At 54.2% G+C, this 17,219-nt stretch carries 18 protein-coding genes; 11 read left to right on the forward strand and 7 right to left on the reverse strand.

The features are described 5' to 3' along the window. Positions 1-10 precede the first annotated feature (10 nt). From QY332_11510 to QY332_11520, 3 genes are read right to left on the reverse strand one after another with little or no spacing between them, the layout of a single operon-like run. Positions 11-274: a hypothetical protein gene (locus QY332_11510; protein WKZ34237.1), complete on the reverse strand. Its 264-nt coding sequence runs from the start codon at positions 272-274 to the stop codon at positions 11-13. A 59-nt stretch (positions 275-333) separates the two neighbouring features. Further along, on the reverse strand, positions 334-2,403 hold the full coding sequence (locus QY332_11515; GenBank protein ID WKZ34238.1) for a S9 family peptidase: 2,070 nt from the start codon (positions 2,401-2,403) through the stop codon (positions 334-336). 6 nt (positions 2,404-2,409) lie between these two features. Beyond that, positions 2,410-2,943 carry a DinB family protein gene (locus QY332_11520; GenBank protein WKZ34239.1) on the reverse strand — a complete coding sequence of 178 codons (534 nt, stop codon included), beginning with the start codon at positions 2,941-2,943 and terminating at the stop codon, positions 2,410-2,412. 81 nt (positions 2,944-3,024) lie between these two features. Here QY332_11520 and deoC point away from each other — a divergent pair, with 81 nt between their 5' ends. From deoC to QY332_11540, 4 genes are read left to right on the forward strand one after another with little or no spacing between them, the layout of a single operon-like run. Next, positions 3,025-3,987, forward strand: coding sequence for a deoxyribose-phosphate aldolase (gene deoC / locus QY332_11525; protein ID WKZ34240.1), 963 nt, complete (start codon positions 3,025-3,027; stop codon positions 3,985-3,987). Positions 3,988-4,029: 42 nt separating this feature from the next. After that, the gene (locus QY332_11530) at positions 4,030-4,263 is read left to right on the forward strand and encodes a DUF433 domain-containing protein (GenBank protein ID WKZ34241.1); all 234 of its coding nucleotides are present in this window, start codon (positions 4,030-4,032) and stop codon (positions 4,261-4,263) included. After that, complete coding sequence (locus tag QY332_11535) at positions 4,263-4,613, forward strand: DUF5615 family PIN-like protein (protein ID WKZ34242.1); 351 nt, start codon at positions 4,263-4,265, stop codon at positions 4,611-4,613. Before QY332_11530 ends, QY332_11535 begins: the two co-directional genes overlap by 1 nt. Before the next feature lie 46 nt (positions 4,614-4,659). Next, positions 4,660-7,089, forward strand: a complete 2,430-nt coding sequence (locus QY332_11540) for an aldehyde dehydrogenase family protein (protein WKZ34243.1) — start codon at positions 4,660-4,662, stop codon at positions 7,087-7,089. Positions 7,090-7,614: 525 nt separating this feature from the next. Here QY332_11540 and QY332_11545 read toward each other — a convergent pair. The 4 genes from QY332_11545 to QY332_11560 form a co-directional block, all read right to left on the reverse strand. After that, complete coding sequence (locus tag QY332_11545; GenBank protein WKZ34244.1) at positions 7,615-8,475, reverse strand: IS3 family transposase; 861 nt, start codon at positions 8,473-8,475, stop codon at positions 7,615-7,617. Then, on the reverse strand, positions 8,472-8,786 hold the full coding sequence (locus QY332_11550; protein WKZ34245.1) for a transposase: 315 nt from the start codon (positions 8,784-8,786) through the stop codon (positions 8,472-8,474). The genes QY332_11545 and QY332_11550 overlap by 4 nt, the downstream gene beginning before the upstream one ends. A gap of 85 nt (positions 8,787-8,871) precedes the next feature. Beyond that, complete coding sequence (locus QY332_11555; protein ID WKZ34246.1) at positions 8,872-9,255, reverse strand: endonuclease domain-containing protein; 384 nt, start codon at positions 9,253-9,255, stop codon at positions 8,872-8,874. Positions 9,256-9,735: 480 nt separating this feature from the next. After that, positions 9,736-10,824 (reverse strand): vitamin K epoxide reductase family protein, encoded by a 1,089-nt coding sequence (locus QY332_11560; GenBank protein WKZ34247.1) that lies wholly within the window; start codon positions 10,822-10,824, stop codon positions 9,736-9,738. A gap of 338 nt (positions 10,825-11,162) precedes the next feature. On the opposite strand from QY332_11560, the gene QY332_11565 reads away from it, so the two are divergent. The 7 genes from QY332_11565 (at position 11,163) to QY332_11595 (ending at position 17,217) form a co-directional block, all read left to right on the forward strand. Continuing rightward, the gene (locus QY332_11565; GenBank protein ID WKZ34248.1) at positions 11,163-11,393 is read left to right on the forward strand and encodes a hypothetical protein; all 231 of its coding nucleotides are present in this window, start codon (positions 11,163-11,165) and stop codon (positions 11,391-11,393) included. Positions 11,394-11,402: 9 nt separating this feature from the next. Beyond that, complete coding sequence (locus QY332_11570; GenBank protein ID WKZ34249.1) at positions 11,403-12,674, forward strand: cytochrome c3 family protein; 1,272 nt, start codon at positions 11,403-11,405, stop codon at positions 12,672-12,674. Between the two features lie 46 nt (positions 12,675-12,720). Further along, a complete protein-coding gene (locus tag QY332_11575) occupies positions 12,721-14,451 on the forward strand; it encodes a rhodanese-like domain-containing protein (GenBank protein WKZ34250.1) in 1,731 nt (576 codons plus the stop codon). Positions 14,452-14,641: 190 nt separating this feature from the next. Beyond that, entirely contained in the window at positions 14,642-15,589 is a 948-nt protein-coding gene (locus tag QY332_11580; protein ID WKZ34251.1) for a LysR family transcriptional regulator, read from the forward strand. A 204-nt stretch (positions 15,590-15,793) separates the two neighbouring features. Further along, positions 15,794-16,459 carry a metal-dependent transcriptional regulator gene (locus tag QY332_11585; GenBank protein ID WKZ34252.1) on the forward strand — a complete coding sequence of 222 codons (666 nt, stop codon included), beginning with the start codon at positions 15,794-15,796 and terminating at the stop codon, positions 16,457-16,459. 13 nt (positions 16,460-16,472) lie between these two features. After that, a complete protein-coding gene (locus QY332_11590) occupies positions 16,473-16,724 on the forward strand; it encodes a FeoA family protein (protein WKZ34253.1) in 252 nt (83 codons plus the stop codon). After that, positions 16,717-17,217, forward strand: coding sequence for a FeoB small GTPase domain-containing protein (locus QY332_11595; GenBank protein ID WKZ34254.1), 501 nt, complete (start codon positions 16,717-16,719; stop codon positions 17,215-17,217). Before QY332_11590 ends, QY332_11595 begins: the two co-directional genes overlap by 8 nt. The last annotated feature ends 2 nt before the right edge of the window (positions 17,218-17,219 follow it).

Consider the following 17,219-nt stretch of genomic DNA (forward strand, 5'->3'; position numbering starts at 1 on the left):
TTTTTTCTATTTACACGTTGTCCGTTTTATGGTGTTCTTCGTCCGCAATTTCAAATTTGACCAGCCTGACGACCCGAACCTTATCCCTCACATACCAGGGGACGATCTGTCTGGCATGTTCACGGTTTTCCGCATCCACTATAGCCCAGGCCGTGTGGTGATTATCCTTGCACCCCCATTCGAATTGGTGCAGGTAGCCCGCCGCATGCAGGTCCCGTACCACCTGGTCGCAATTTTCCTCCGAATGGGGCGACTCGATCACAAAGCGTTCCATGTCAACTCCTTGTTTAACTCTAAAATTTAAGGAGATTATAGAACTTCTTGATTTGATTTTCAATCACCAGTTTGGGTCAGCCTGTCGATCAGAAACGCAAAATCCAGGGCGTTTTCCCTGAGAAAATCATACCGTCCGCTTGCACCTGCATGGCCTGCGCTGAAGTTGGTCTGGAGCAGGGCAAGGCTGCCACCCTTCTTTTTATCCCGCAACCGTGCCAGAAATTTTGCAGGTTCCCAATATGCCACTCGCGGATCATTGTATCCCGTGGTCAACAGCAGGTGCGGATATTCAACGGACTGGATATTGTCATAAGGTGAATAGGTAAGCATGTAATCAAAAGCCTCCCTGCTCTCCTCAGGATTGCCCCACTGATCATATTCGAGCGTCGTTAACGGAATGGTCGGATCGCTCATACTGGTGACCACGTCCAAAAACGGGACCTTGCAAATAACCACCTTGAACAGATCGGGGCGCAGGATCATGCTGGCGCTGACCAGCAATCCGCCCGCGGAACTGCCGGTGATGGCGAGTTTTTCAGGGGAGGTGAATCCTTCCTCCACCAAATGCTCGGCACAGGCGATGAGGTCTGTAAAGGAGTTCCTCTTTTTCAACAACCTGCCATCTTCATACCAGTCATGCCCCATCTCCGAACCGCCGCGGACATGGGCAATGACAAAAACAAACCCGCGTTCCAGGATGCTGATAATATTGGAGTTGAAATGTGCTTCACCTGATCCGCCGTATGCACCGTAGCCATAGATCAGGGTTGGGTTTTGCCCATCCCGCTTCAAACCTTTTTTGTAGGCAATGGAAAGCGGGATCTTTTTTCCATCCTTCGCCCCCGCAAATATGAATTCCGTGACATACCGCGTCTTGTCATATCCGCTTGGGATCTGATCCTCCTTCAAAAGCTCCCATTTTCCTGTGTCCAGACGGATGTTTACGATGGAGCCTGGCGTGATCAGCGATGAATACCGAATCCGGATGACATCCGACTTGAATTCGGGATTTGTCGCGATCGTGACCTCGTAGGTTGGATCGGGAAATTTAACATAATGTTCGCCACTCGCTCCATCCACCTGGCTGATACGCAGCTGGTGGAGTCCATCCCTGCGCTCAAGCAGGATGAGATGATTTTCAAACAACTCAAAGTGTTCGAGCATCACATCCTCGCGGTGAGGGACGACCTCCTGCCAGTTTTCCATGCCAGACGCAGAGATCGGCGCTTTGACCAGCTTGTAGTTACGGGCACCCTTGTTCGTGAGGATATAGAAGAAATCTCCGTGATGCCCGGCATGGTATTCCAGTTTGGGCTCGCGGGGCTGGATCAGCCGGGGTTCGGAATCAGGTTGGTCGGTCGGCAGGAAGCGCATCTCCTGCGAGATCGTATTGTAATGGTGGAGCATCAGAAATGCCCTGCTGCGTGTCTTGTAGAGGGAGAGCGAGAAGGTGTCATCCGTTTCGTGAAATAGCAGGACGTCCTGGTTCGGGTCTGTGTTGAGTTTATGGCGGTGGAGCTTGTCTGCGCGGTGATATTCATCAAGGGTGATATAGAATAGAGTCTGGCTATCCTCCGCCCATTCCACCCCGGTGTGATGATAGACGCTGCCGTAAACCCGTCCGATCCGTTCAGGGTAGAGCTCACCGCTGGCCAGATCCTTGATCTGGACGGTGTATATTTCCGCGCCTTCCAGATCGATGGAATAGGCAAGTTTGGAATGATCGGGGCTGACGCTGAACGCGCTGACACTGCAAAACCCATGACCCTCGGCCAGCAGGTTTTGATCGAGCAGGATTTCCTCCGGTGAATCGATGGAATCTTTTTTGCGGCAGAAGATGGGATATTGTTTCCCAGCCTCCGTGCGTGTGTAGTAGAAATACGCTCCGACCTTTTCAGGGACACTGCTGTCCACCTCCTGCACACGGCCTTTCATTTCCTGGAAGAGTTGTTCCTGAAGCGGTTTGATGGGACGGAGGACATTCTCCAGATATTCATTTTCCTCCTGCAAATATTTGTAGACCTGCGGGTCTTCGCGTTCACGCATCCAATAATACTCGTCCCGGCGTGTGACGCCGTGTTGGGTGATGCTGAATTCTCGTTTGGGTGGGATTGGATATGCCGTCATGTTTTCCTATGAAATATTGGGGAGATACTTTTCACGCAGGCTTGCCATGTGATGTTCGACATGACCCACGAGCATGAAGATCAATGCCCGTGCGCTTACTGCCGCGCCGCCGGCTGTCCCCACCTGTGATGCAGACTCTTCGCTCATGTTTTGTATGGCAATCGCATTCGCGCGGCGAAGATGCACGAACTCGTTTAGCAGGTCCCCGAGCGCAACCTCATCCGCGCCGGATTCGCGGACAAAATCCTCCTGCTCGAAGGCGGGCAGGGGAGTCTTGTCCTTGCGGGAGATGCGCAGTAAACGATAGGAGAAGACGCGCTCCCCATCGATCAGGTGACTGACGATTTCCTTGATTGACCATTCCCCGGGTCCGTTGCGAAAGCGCGCTTGTGGATCCGTCAAATGCCCAAGTGTGGATTGGATTTCCCCAATTTGCCCGCGCAGGGCGTCAAGCACATTCCGGCAAGCCCTGGCGCGCTGGATGTAATCTGTATAAAAAGCGGCGTATTCTTCGGTGGTCGGGGGAGTGAGTAATTTCATCTCATAATTATAGCGTAGGTGTTTATCTGCCCACAATATGATATATTTAATTTAAAGATGCCTGATAAAAATGAGGTTTTTATGACCAGTAAGCACACTCGCAATCCCGGCGCGCCTCTCGATCTCGATTGGGTAATGGGCGCGCGCGTCAACAAAAGCGCGGTGGAGCGGCGCGTTGAATCCCTCCCTAAACGCCGCACCATCAAAAAAGACTGGCAGGCGGCGTGGCTTTTGCGCGCCGTCACCTGCATTGACCTGACCACCCTCGCAGGCGACGATACGCCCGGGCGCGTCCATCGTTTGTGTGCCAAGGCGAAACAACCCCTGCGCCCCGATATGCTGGAACGCCTCGGACTCAATGGCGAGCGGATCACCGTTGGCGCGGTGTGCGTGTATCCAAATCGGGTGAAAGATGCAGTTCACGCGCTTCAAGGCTCTAACATTCCAGTTGCCTCTGTCGCGACAGGTTTTCCTGCGGGGCAGACTCCTCTGCCACAAAGAATCCAAGAGATCGAGCAAGCCGTGGAAGCAGGCGCAAAAGAAATTGACGTGGTCATCGCCCGCAATTATGTTCTCACTGGTGATTGGGCTGCCATGTACGACGAACTGCAGCAATTCCGTAAAGCCTGCGGTGATGCGGCGCACATGAAGACCATCCTTGCCACGGGCGATCTCGGCACGCTCAAGCAGGTTTATCAAGCCAGCCTCGTGGCAATGATGGCAGGCTCAGACTTTATCAAGACCTCCACAGGAAAAGAATCAACCAATGCTACTCTGGAAGTGAGCCTAGTGATGATCCGCGCCCTGCGTGATTATCTCGACCGCTTCGGCTATAAAGTGGGATTCAAGCCCGCGGGCGGAATCAGCTCCGCGAAGCAGGCGATGGCGTGGCAGTCGTTGATGAAGGAAGAACTCAGCGATGAATGGCTGAAGAATGACCTGTTCCGCATTGGCGCGAGCAGTTTGTTGACCGATATCGAGCGGCAGTTGTATCACTATATCACAGGTCACTACGCGGCAAAACATCACATGCCGATGGGATAAAGGCTTATTAACCGCAAAGAACGCAAAGAAAGGAAAATTGAAATGGAAACGCAAATCATTATTTCGAATCCAAAAATCATGATGGGACAGCCCGTTGTTTCAGGAACCCGCATTACCGTTGACCTAATTCTTGAAGGGCTTTCAGCAGGTGAATCTTTTGACCAGTTATTAAAGGCGCACCCACGCTTGACGAAAGAAGGGATTCAAGCCGCCTTACAATTTGCCCGTGAAGCCCTGCGTGCGGATGTCATTTATCCCATTTCTGAGTCTGTCTAATGAAAATACTCGCTGACGAAAGTGTGGATAACGAAATCGTCCTGCGGTTAAGACGTGATGGACATGATTGTGGCTATGTCGCTGAAATGTCCCCAGGTATTATGGATGAAGAAGTCTTGGTGTTGGCTAGTGAAGAAGATACCTTGTTATTGACTGCTGATAAGGATTTTGGCGAATTGATCTTTCGCCAGGGTTATGTCAAACGCGGCGTTGTTCTGTATCGGCTCGCAGGGCTTTCTTCTCAAGAGAAAGCAGAAATTGTTTCTTTAGCAATATCTCAACATGGAAGTGAACTTCTTTCGGCATTCAGTGTGATTACTGAGAGGGCAGTTCGCATTCGGAAAGTTTAATTAAGTGACAGTCACCTTCAAGGTGACTGTCACTTGAGGAAATATTATGTCAAAAATACTTGAAATCTTCAACACCATGGAATACGGACCTGTGCCCGAGGCGCCTGATGCCGTCAAGGCGTGGCTGGATGAGCACGGACGTAAGTTCGGCTTGTTCATCAACAATGAATGGGTGACGCCGAAGGGTGCGAAGTTCTATCCTTCGTACAACCCTGCGAATGGCGAGTTATTAGCCGAGACCACACAGGCTGGACAAAAAGAAGTTGATGCGGCGGTAGGCGCGGCGCGTGAGGCGCTCAAAACCTGGAGCAAAACCCCAGGCGTGACTCGTGCGCGGTATCTATATGCCATTGCCCGCAACCTTCAGAAACATTCACGCTTGCTGGCAGTGCTCGAAAGCATGGACAACGGCAAGCCAATTCGTGAATCAAGAGATATTGATGTGCCTTTGTTGGCGCGTCACTTTTACTATTATGCGGGTTGGGCGCAGTTGATGGAAACCGAACTGCGTGACTATCAATCTGTCGGTGTGGTCGGGCAGATCATCCCGTGGAACTTCCCGCTGTTGATGCTGGCGTGGAAGATCGCGCCTGCGATTGCAATGGGCAACACGGTGGTGTTGAAGCCTGCATCGTACACAAGACTCACGGCATTGTTGTTCGCTGAAATCGTCGCCGAGGCGGGACTTCCTGCTGGCGTTGTAAATGTAATTACTGGAAGCAGCAGCGCTGGCTCGATGATTGTTGAACATCCCGATGTGGATAAGATCGCCTTCACGGGTTCGACGGATGTTGGTCGCATTCTCCGCAGGCAGACCGCTGGCTCTGGAAAAAAACTCTCGCTTGAACTCGGTGGCAAGAGTCCATTCGTCGTGTTTGACGATGCCGATTTGGATGGAGCAGTTGAAGGCGTGGTCGATGCGATCTGGTTTAATCAGGGTCAGGTTTGTTGCGCAGGGTCCAGGCTCATTGTGCAGGAAAATGTCGCAGCGAAGTTCATCCAAAAATTAAAGGCTCGCATGGAGCACATGCGCGTGGGTGACCCGCTTGATAAGTCGATTGACATGGGCGCGATCGTTGACCAAAGCCAATGGGATACGATCGATGGTTGGGTGAAGACGGGCATTGCCGAAGGCGGCGAATGTTTTCAGCCGAATATCGCGCTGCCCGAAAAGGGACTGTTCTATAAACCGACGCTTATTACGGGGCTTGACCCCGCCGCCGCAACCGTGCAGGAAGAAATTTTCGGACCCGTGCTGGTCTCGCTCACGTTCCGCACGCCGAGCGAAGCCATCGAACTTGCGAACAACACGCGCTATGGTCTCGCGGCGAGTGTGTGGAGCGATAACATCAACCTCGCGCTCGATGTGGCGAGCAAGATCAAGGCGGGCTCGGTGTGGGTCAATTGCACCAATCAATTCGACGGCGCTTCGGGCTTCGGCGGCTATCGCGAGTCGGGCTACGGACGCGAAGGCGGACGTGAAGGTCTGTTTGAATATTTAAGACCGACATGGATGGATCGTCCACGCCCTGAGTTTGTACTGGATGAAAAGAAGAAGTGGGGCGAACACGTGCCTACGCTTCCTTCTCAGCCGACAACTGCTCGAACAAATGGACATTTACCTCCCGTTGACCGCACCCCGAAGATGTACATCGGCGGCAAACAAGTTCGTCCTGATGGCGCGTACACCACAACGGTGTTGAACGCCAAGGGAAAAATTGTCGGGCAGGTCGGTGACGGGAATCGCAAAGATATTCGTGATGCAGTCGAAGCCGCTCATAAAGCGCGGACATCAGGCTGGGCGATGCGCCACGGATACAACCGTTCGCAAATTTTATATTTCATCGCTGAGAACTTGGATGCCCGCAACGCAGAGTTCGTCAAACGCATTGTCGAAATGACGGGACGCACGCAGAAGTCCGCGCAAGCCGAAGTGGACGCTTCTGTTGAAAGATTATTCACCTACGCCGCATGGGCAGACAAATACGGCGGCACCGTGCAAGAGACCACCCTGCGCGGAATCACCGTCGCGGTCAATGAACCTGTCGGTGTGATCGGCATTGCCTGCCCCGATGAAATGCCTTTGCTTGGATTCATCTCGCTCATGGCGCCTGCGATTGCACGCGGCAACGGCGTGGTGATGATCCCCAGCCAGAAATATCCGCTCTCCGCCACGGACTTTTATCAGGTGCTCGACACCTCCGACGTGCCTGGCGGCGTGGTCAACATCGTCACAGGCGACCGTGACCATTTGACCAAGACGCTCGTCCAGCACGAAGACGTTGATTCGGTCTGGTACTTCGGACCCGCGGATGGCAGTTACCACGTCGAGAACGAGTCTGCGGCGAATATGAAGCGCACGTGGACAAGCTACGGTCTGCCCCGCGATTGGCTGTCCCGCGAACAAGGCGAAGGTCACGAGTTCCTGCATGAGGCGACTCAGGTCAAGAACATCTGGGTGCCGACGGGGGAGTAGGGAAGAGCAGAGCATTAGAAAGTAGAAAATAAATGACCAGACCTCCGTACACAGGCTCGGAGGTCTGCTGTTGGGCTGAAAAACGTCAATTTTCGGCAAAAAACGGGCTTTTTGGGCGAAAAAAACTGTTAGGAGTTTTTCTTAAAACTGCTAGGTGTTTTTCAAAAACTGTTCGGAGTTTTCTCCAAAACTGCTAGCAGTTTTTTAAAAACCTGCCTAGAGAGGTTTCCAAACCTCTCTAGGGAGGTTTTAAATTCTCTCTAGGGAGGATTCCGATCCTCTCAAGAGAGGTTTTCGATCCTCCCTTGACAGGATTCTTCCTTTTCTTGATGTTTTGCGTATAGGCATTTGAGTGCGTGCTCCAGGCGGCGGGTTGGGTGCTGATGGAGGAATAGTCCCTCCCGCCAGCCCCACCCGTCACTGCGTGACACCCTCCCCAAGTCCGAATTAAGACATTTGCATTAGTCTTTTATCTCCTCCATTCGGACTTGGGGACATGATCTTGCCCCGGTTTAATAGACACAATTAAAGTCCAGATTGTTGCTCAAACTCAACCGGGCTGAGGTAGCCAAGTGAAGAGTGCAAGCGTTGGCGATTGTACCAAACCTCAATGTATTCAAAAATCGTTGTTCGAGCTACTGCTTGCGTTGCAAATTGAGAGGTCACACACTCCACCTTGAGGGTAGCAAAGAAACTTTCTGCCACCGCATTGTCATAACAATTTCCAACTCGGCTCATACTCGCCTGAATATGTGCATCTGCTAAACTGCTTTGATAAGCGGCACTGGTATATTGACTGCCTTGATCGGAATGATGTAACAGGCTTGCCTGCGGTTGTCGTCCTTGTAAAGCCATGTCCAGGGCTGCCTCGACAAGGGTTGCATCCATTTGTGCAGCCATCGCCCAGCCTACTACTTTTCGTGAAAACAAATCCAGAACCACTGCTAAATATAACCAACCTTCCGCGGTATCAATGTAGGTGAAATCGCTCACCCATTTCTGGTTTGCCGCGCTGGCAGAAAAATCCTGGTTCAGATAATTCGGTGCTGGGATCACACCTGGCTGGCGCTGCGTAGTTATGGGACGCCAGCGCCTTCGTTTTTGAGGGCGAATTCCTTCTCTCCGCATCAAACGTGCGACTCGATGTCGTCCACAGGCGAACCCTCTGCGTTGTAGACCCGCCTGGATGCGCGGACTGCCATAGGTCTCGCGACTCAGTTTGTATTCTGCCCGGATCTGCTCCACCAGAATCCGATTCTCCACCTCTCGCGGACCGACTGCTTCTGGCTGCCAGGCATAGTACCCACTTCGCGTCACACCCAATACCTGGCACATCCGCTTGACGCTATACTCCTGGCAATGCTCCCGAATGAATTTGTATCTCATTGGTTTTCCCGGGAGAAAATGTTGATTGTTTTTTTTAGGATCTCGCGCTCTTCTTCCACTTCTGCCAACCGTCGTTGCAAGCGTTTGATCTCACGCTTGGCAGCTTCAAAGTCACTAACTTCCAAGTGCATTGGGTTTGTCCCTTGGGATATCACTTGGTATCGATCGCGCCATTTCACCAGCAGTCCGGGCGTGATCCCCAAATCGCGTTCAATTTGCCCGGCACTCTTTCCGCTGCTCTTCAAAAGTTCCAGAGCCTCTAATTTGAACTCTTCGGTGTACTTCCGATACCTTGTTTTCTTTTCGTCCATGATCCTGCTCCTGTTTTCCAAGTCTACTGGATCCAGACATTTTTTGTGTCCACTTTTTTAGGACAAGATCATAATTCCTAAAATTTCAGTTGTCGGATTTGGGGGAGGACGGGTGGGGGTAGTTTTCCAGCGCAAACTGAATCGCTCGTATCACCCCGTTGATATCATTCATCACATCGTTGTTCCAGAATCGAATCACCTTATAACCCAAAGACTCAAAGTATTTTGTTCTTTCAGCATCATACTTAGCTTGGTCAAGGTGTTGGCTTCCATCCAACTCAATGATGAGTTTCTTTTTGATACAGCAGAAATCAGGGATGTAATTGCCAATAGCGTGTTGCCTTCTGAAATTCACCCCTAATTGGCCATTGCGGAGGTACGCCCACAGTTTGGCTTCGTCGGGTGTGGGCTCCTTTCGCAGTTCGCGGGCGCGTTGATAACCTTTGGGTGTGGTTCTGCGGGCTGGCATTTGGCGATTTTACCCCAGGGATTAAACCCCTCCGCCTTCCCCCTACGGGGACTAACGCGGCACGTCCCCCAAATGGGACAGAAATACCGTCGCATTTGGGGGACGCGTATCCGAGCGAATGCGAGTGGTAGGACGGGTGGGGGTGGGGCAGGGAATTCGGTACTAGTTCAGCAGACATCGGAAGTCTCTGAGATTTCCGATGTCTGCTTTTGGCTGAAAAACGTCAATTTTCGGCGAAAAACGGGTTATTTTTGGGGGGAGAAAAACATTTAGAAGTCTTTGGCAAAACATTTAGAAGTTTTCCCAAAAACATTTAGAAGTTTTTTCCAAAACATCGAAAAGTTTTTAAAACGAGTCTAGACTCGTTTGCAATCCTCTCTGGACACGATTTAAATCCTCCCTTGACAGGATTTTTACCCGTCACTGATTTGTTTTGCGTATAGGCATTTTGGGCTTGACGCTTACCAGGTAATGAAGAGCTTATATCCAACGCAGGGATTCCATCGCGGCCCTGGCCGGGCGGATGGATAACAGCATGACCATGGTGATCAATATCGCGGAAGTGATGCACCATGCGCAGGTGGCGCCGATGACGAAGGGCTCAAGGAAGGTCAGGTAGACCGAGAAGAGCGTCCCGCCGCCGCTCAGGGCAAGCAGGGAGACGGCAGACCAGTTGGATACAGTCCCTTTTGCGTAGCGGGCGGCCAGCCAGGCGAGGGCGATGGCGATGTAGCCAATCACTCCCAGCACGCCGATGGGCAGCACCCCGAACAGGCGTGCGTACGCGCTCTGTTGCACGGTGTTGCAGTCTCCCACCGGTCCGCACACGGCGGTCACGTGGGCGGTCTCCACATACGCGAGATAGCCGGCCACGCCAAACCCGAGCAGGCACAAGGCGGGGATGTGCCATGTCCACGAAACGGGATGTTTGGCGCCGCCTTTTTTCCGCGGTTGTTTTCGGAATTCGTTCATGGCCCAGGCGATTGCCGCCAGCATGAAAACCAGCACGATCACTGCCAGCGAGTTGCCGGCCGGGTCGCGGGCAAATTTTTCCTGCCAGGTCGCGTCGTCCGTCAAGGTCAGGCCGGGGGAAACGGTTTGGGGTGTGGCGGCAGGTTCAAGGTCGGTTGGAGGCGCGGCGGTCGGGGAAAGTCCCAGCGTTTCGCGCAGTCCCGGGATGTCGGGCCAGTCCATACCGCCCTGCGCCAGATAGGTCTCGATCAGGATCGGGAATTGTTCGGGGATTTCGGCAGAGCCGATCAGATAAATATTTCCGACGACGAGGAAGGGCACCCCGCTTCGATCCAGACCGAATTTTTGCAGCGCCGCGAGGAAGAGGGTCTGCCCCTCGGGCGTGGTGACGTCCACGCCGACGATCTCCAGCTGGTTGCCGTATCTTTCGAATAACGGCGGAAAGGTATTCTCGATCACGTAATGACAATGCCCGCAGCTGGGGGAGTAGAAGAATACGGCGTGCACCACGGCGTTTGTCGTTTGCGCCCGGGCGGGGGAAACCATCAGGATGCTGGCAAGCATGAGCATGTTCAGCAGGACGCGGAATTTTTTCACGGGGTTCTCCTTGTCTGTAAAAAAAGCCATCCCATGGAAAGGGGACAGCCTTTCAAGTGCAGAGCGGGCCTCCATTCCAACGGCGGAGACGGCATTATTATCCTGGTACATTCCGGATGAATTTTAACGTCCCTTGTTTGGGGGGCAAGTGTAGGATGTCATCATTTGGCAGGATGTTAAAGCAATTTGGAACGCGATTTTCAGGTAATCCGACCTACTTGCGCCGATTATACATATCCATTAGTGAATCTAATAGTGGAATGTTACCTTTATCACTTACTCGCATGGTGGATTGGTATACAATCCATATTGTGAATAAAGTCACAAATGGAGATGCGATGATCAAAAAGACGTTTGCAGGTACTTTGATTCTATTGGGGCTGTTCCTGGCTTCCTGTTCGGCAGGAACGCCGTCCGAGACGGCTGTCCCCGCGGAAACACAGGCTGCTGTCGTGGCCGCGCCGGAGTCAGGCGAGTGTCTGGCCTGTCACACGGATATGCAGCGTCTCATGGATACGGCCAAGCCTGAGGAGGCGGATCACGAGGCTGAGTCAAAGGGGGTTGGCTGAGGGGGCGATGTGGCTCCGTTGGAGCCATGGGAGAAAGCCATTGTCGATGCGGAGAAATTCCTGCAGACTGAACACGGCAAAATGACGTGCATCGAATGCCATGCCGGCGTGAATGTATCCGTCAAGGACGAGGCGCATGTGGACTTAATTGCCGCCCCAAGCGAACAATCCGACATTTATTGTGCGGAGTGCCATGAAGAGCAGGTTGCCGTGTACCCGAATGCCCTGCACAATACCCAGACTGGTTATTGGACGACGATCAATGCCCGCAACGGCAATGTGCCGGAAGACCACCCCGCATTGAACGAAATGTTTGGAAATCACTGCGCTTCGTGTCATACGAGTTGCGGCGAGTGCCACGTCAGCCAGCCGAAGAACGTGGGCGGCGGTTTGTTCAGCGGTCATGTGTTCGAGAAGACCCCGCCAATGACGCGCTCGTGCACGGCTTGTCATGGCAGCCGCGTGGGCAATGAGTATCTTGGGAAGAACGAAGGCTTCCCCGGCGATGTGCATTTCCGCGAGGCGCGTATGAACTGCGTGAAGTGCCACACGGGTGAGGCTCTGCACGGCGACCCGTCCATTGCACCCGATCACCGCTTGAGCGGCGCGGAAGACCCGAAATGCAGCGACTGCCATGCGGATGCAGCGAGCGGTGCGGATGGGATCGAGATGCATACCTATCACGGCGATGGCACGACGATTTCCTGCCAGGTCTGCCACTCGATCAGTTACACCAGTTGCGACGGCTGTCACGTGGCGATCAGCGAGAAAACGGGCAATCCCTTCTTCGAGACGCAGGCGACCTACATGACGTTCTTCATCGGGAAGAATCCGATCCAAAGCGAAGACCGACCGTATCGGTATGTCCCTGTCCGCCATGTGCCGATCGCGCCGACCAGTTATCAGTTCTACGGCGAGAACCTGCTGTCGAACTTCGACGCCCTGCCGACCTGGGTGTATGCCACGCCGCATAACATCCAGCGGAACACGCCTCAGAACGCCTCCTGCGAAGCCTGCCACGGCAACCCGGACATTTTCCTCACCGCCGACAAAGTGAAGGAATCCGAGTTGTCCGCGAATTTGAAAGTGATCGTGCAGGCTCTACCCGCCCGGCTGGACCTGATCTTTGCCGCCATGCCCCAGCCCGCCGATCATGCCGACCTCGCCTCAACCGCGTGCATGGCTTGTCATGCCGACGGCATACGGAACGCCCCTGTGTTCCCGCAGAACCATGTGGAATTCAACAACGATAGTTGTTCTGGATGTCACAAGCTGCCCTGACGGCGCTTGATAATCACTAAAACGTTATTTCAAACAAGGAGAAACAATGTTCAAGAAGTTCCAATTACCCCTCGCACTATTCCTTGCGCTCAGCCTGATCCTGAGTGCATGTGGTGCGCCCGCCCCGGTTGCCGAACCCATTGTGGAAGCGCCGGTGGAAGAACCCGCAGCCCCGGTCGTTGAGGAGCCTGAAATGGGCATGGCGCAGATGTTCGCCGGCTTCATCACGAACCTGCCCGCCGAACAGAAATTCTACTCGGTGACCGCCGCCGACCTGAACCAGATGCTGGCAGAGAATGCGCCCTTCATCGTGGATGTGCGCCAGGCATCCGAACTCGAAGCGAATGGCTACATCGAAGGTTCGATCCATGTGGAGATCCGCGAACTGCTGAAGAACCTGGACAAACTGCCCGGCAAGGATGCGAAGATCGTGGTGGTGTGTGCGTCCGGTCACCGCGGCGGTTATGCCATGGTTGCCCTGCGCCTGCTTGGTTACACCGACGTCTTCAACCTGAACGGCGGCATGGGTGCATGGAAAAAAGCCGAATTCGCCGTGGTGGAAGGCATGCCCGAAGCCGCCGCATCCATCAGCACGCCGGATGTGGACGCCATCCGCCTCGCCTACTTCGACAAGTACCTGAGCAATCTCGACCCGGCCGCCGGTTTTGGCTCCGTCAAGAACGATGGATTGAACACCGAACTGGTGGAAGGCAAGGAACTCTTCCTGCTCGATGTCCGCCGCCAGGCGGAATGGGACGAGAACGGCTACATTGACGGCGCGGTGCTGGTTCCGCTCAACAGCCTGCCCGCCAGCCTCGATCAATTGCCCGCTGACAAGGACGCTGCAATTGTGGTCATCTGTGCGACCGGTCACCGCGGCACGCCCGCCCAGATGTACTTGCAGGAATTGGGCTACACCAATGTCCGCAACCTGAACGGCGGTATGAACGGCTGGAAAGGCGCCGGCTTCCCGGTCGTCGGTGTTGTTGACTGGCCCGCCGTCTTTTCTGACTTCATCACGAACCTGCCCGCCGAACAGAAATTCTACTCGGTGACCGCCGCCGACCTGAACCAGATGCTGGCAGAGAATGCGCCCTTCATCGTGGATGTGCGCCAGGCATCCGAACTCGAAGCGAATGGCTACATCGAAGGTTCGATCCATGTGGAGATCCGCGAACTGCTGAAGAACCTGGACAAACTGCCCGGCAAGGATGCGAAGATCGTGGTGGTGTGTGCGTCCGGTCACCGCGGCGGTTATGCCATGGTTGCCCTGCGCCTGCTTGGTTACACCGACGTCTTCAACCTGAACGGCGGCATGGGTGCATGGAAAAAAGCCGAATTCGCCGTGGTGGAAGGCATGCCCGAAGCCGCCGCATCCATCAGCACGCCGGATGTGGACGCCATCCGCCTCGCGTACTTCGACAAGTACCTGAGCAATCTCGACCCGGCCGCCGGTTTTGGCTCCGTCAAGAACGATGGATTGAACACCGAACTGGTGGAAGGCAAGGAACTCTTCCTGCTCGATGTCCGCCGCCAGGCGGAATGGGACGAGAACGGCTACATTGACGGCGCGGTGCTGGTTCCGCTCAACAGCCTGCCCGCCAGCCTCGATCAATTGCCCGCTGACAAGGACGCTGCAATTGTGGTCATCTGCGCGACCGGTCACCGCGGCACGCCCGCCCAGATGTACTTGCAGGAATTGGGCTACACCAATGTCCGCAACCTGAACGGCGGCATGAACGGCTGGATTGGGGCTGAACTGCCGATCGTCAAGTAAAGAAGCGGGAGCCTGCTCCTGCCTAAAAACAGAATCTGCCTGCGAGGAGGACTTGCAGGCAGATTGATTTAAAACAGCTGGCGCACCGTCATGTTCAGAATTTGACGATTGTCACTGGTCGGACTTATGAGAAAGGCTTATTCTTATGCAAAGAAATCATCACCGTCACTTATTGGACATGGAGAAAAAGATGGTTGAGTTATCCACTTTGCGGGTCTTTCTCGCCGCTGCGGAGGAAAAGAATTTTAGCCATGCGGCAAAGCGGTTGCACATATCGCAATCTGCCGTCAGCCAGAACATCCAGTCCATGGAGAAGGCGTACGGCGTGGAGTTGTTCATCCGCCGCGGACGTTCGGTGGAGTTGAGCGAGGCGGGGCAGTCCATCCTGCCGATGGCGCGGGAGGTCCTGCGCGCCGCGCGCATGATGGAGGACGGCTTTCAAGAGATCCATCACCAGGTCGGCGGGGAGTTGCTGATCGGCTGTTCCACATCGGCGGGGAAGTATCTATTGCCCGTCCTGCTCTCGGATTTTCAACATGAGTATCCCGCCGTACATCCGCGGGTGCGGGTAATCGGGCGGGACGGTGTGTATGAGCGCCTGCTGGACCAGAGTATTCCCATGGGGGTCTCCAGTAAATTCTTCGAGCATCGAGACCTGGAATGCCTGCCGCTGTTCGATGACCGTATTTACCTGATCGTGCCTTCGGATCATCCCTGGGCGGAATATGGGCAAGCCACCCCGGACGACCTGCTGGACCAGCACATCATCATGCGCGAGGAAATGTCCGGCACCTGTGAAACCGTACAGCAAAGTTTGAAGAATTTCGACATCACCCCCGACATGCTCAACGTGACGATGGAACTCGGCAACCCCGAAGCCATCGAAATGGCTGTGGAACGCGGCGTGGGGATTGCTTTCGTCTCGGAAATGGTGGCGGCGCGCGGACTTGCCTTCGGGCGCATCAAGAAAGTGGAATTGCAGGGACTCGACTTGCGCCGCACGGTGTATATCGCCCGTAATTTGCACCATCCCTTCACGCGGGCGCAGTCCCTGTTCTGGGATTTTGCACAGTCCCGCCGCGGGCAGTTGAATTCGGAGATTTGGGACAGCCTGGTCAATTACGCAGTTGCGGTTTGAATACGAGCACAGCCGGCTTGCTGGCGCAACGTTTGCAGACTCTGCCGAGGCGCAGGGTCTGTTTGTTTAAGAGAATCAGGCAATGGGGTGGGCATGAAGCGTTGTGACTTAATTCACAAAAAACCGTGATTTCCATCCATGGCGAAAAGCGAGAACATCTGAAATAATAAGGTTGACCATAACAATTTTTGAAAGGCAAGCCTTATGAATTCCAAGCCAATGAGCGAAAGCACGGAGATGTATCTCAAAGCCATTGTGGAGCTGGGCGACCGCGATGCGGTGGCGATCGCGCGCCTTGCCGAGCGTTTGAGCGTGACGCCTGTTTCCGCAAATGAGATGATGCAGCGGCTGGGGGAGCAGGGATTGGTTTTGCACAAGCCATACAAAGGCGTGACCTTGACGAAGAAGGGGCGCGGGGTTGCGGGGAATGTGCTGCGCAGGCAAAGGTTGTGGGAGCGTTTTTTGTACGACCAATTGAACATCGAGTGGGCGCAGGTGTATGAATTTGCATGTTCGCTGGAACATGCCACTGCGCCGGATGTGACCGAGGCGCTGGCAGCGTTTCTGGATCACCCTCAGACCTGCCCGCGTGGAAACCCGATCCCCGCCGCGGATGGATCGTTCGAGCCGCTGGACGGAATTACGCTGAACGAAGTGGAAGTCGGCGCGACGGTGCGCGTATTGGCGGTCAACGCCACGGCAACGGACGTGCTGAAATATTTGCAGGAGCGGGACATCCTGCCTGAGCGCGAAATCGAGGTGATGGAAGCCGCGCCGATGCAAGGTCCGTTGACATTAAAGGTGGCGGGGAAGGAAGTGGCATTGGGGCTGTCACTGGCTGAATTTGTGATTGTGAAACCCAAAAAATAACAAGGAAAACATAATGGCTGAATCAATTCTACTTCACCTGCTGCGACCCGGCCAGCGCGGGACGATCTCGAAAGTTAACGGCGCGAAGGCGCTGCGCCGCCGCTTCGTGGAAATGGGCATCGTCAAAGGTGAGACCATTCTGATCGAGCGCGACGCTCCGCTGGGCGATCCGGTGGCGTATTTCATCAAAGGCTATCATCTTGCATTGCGCAGGGAGGAAGCCGCCCATATCGAAGTCCTTTTGCACGAGGGCGCCGGTGACTGATTTGACCATCGCGCTGGCTGGCAATCCGAACGCCGGCAAGACCACCATCTTCAATGCGCTGACAGGGTTATCCCAGCATACGGGGAACTGGCCCGGCAAAACGGTCGAAAAAAAGGAGGGCAGGATCAAGGTCGGGGAAATGTTCGTCAACGTCGTGGACCTGCCCGGCACGTACAGCCTGACCGCGTATTCCCCCGAAGAGATCATCGCGCGCGATTTCATCATCGAGGGCCGCCCCGATGTGGTCATCAACGTGGTGGATGCGACCAATCTCGAACGCAACTTGTATCTCACCGTGCAATTGCTCGAACTGGATGTCCCTGTGGTGATGGCGCTCAACATGACCGATGAACTGCAAAGGGATGGCTCGAAAATCAATCTCGATCATCTCTCGCGATTCCTTGGCGACATTCCCATCGTATCCACAACGGCGAACCGCGACATGGGGATTCGTGAATTGATGTCCAAAGCGGTCAGGGCGGCAGAGCAATGACG

This window comes from Anaerolineales bacterium (assembly GCA_030583885.1).
In the GTDB taxonomy this organism is placed as follows: domain Bacteria; phylum Chloroflexota; class Anaerolineae; order Anaerolineales; family Villigracilaceae; genus Villigracilis.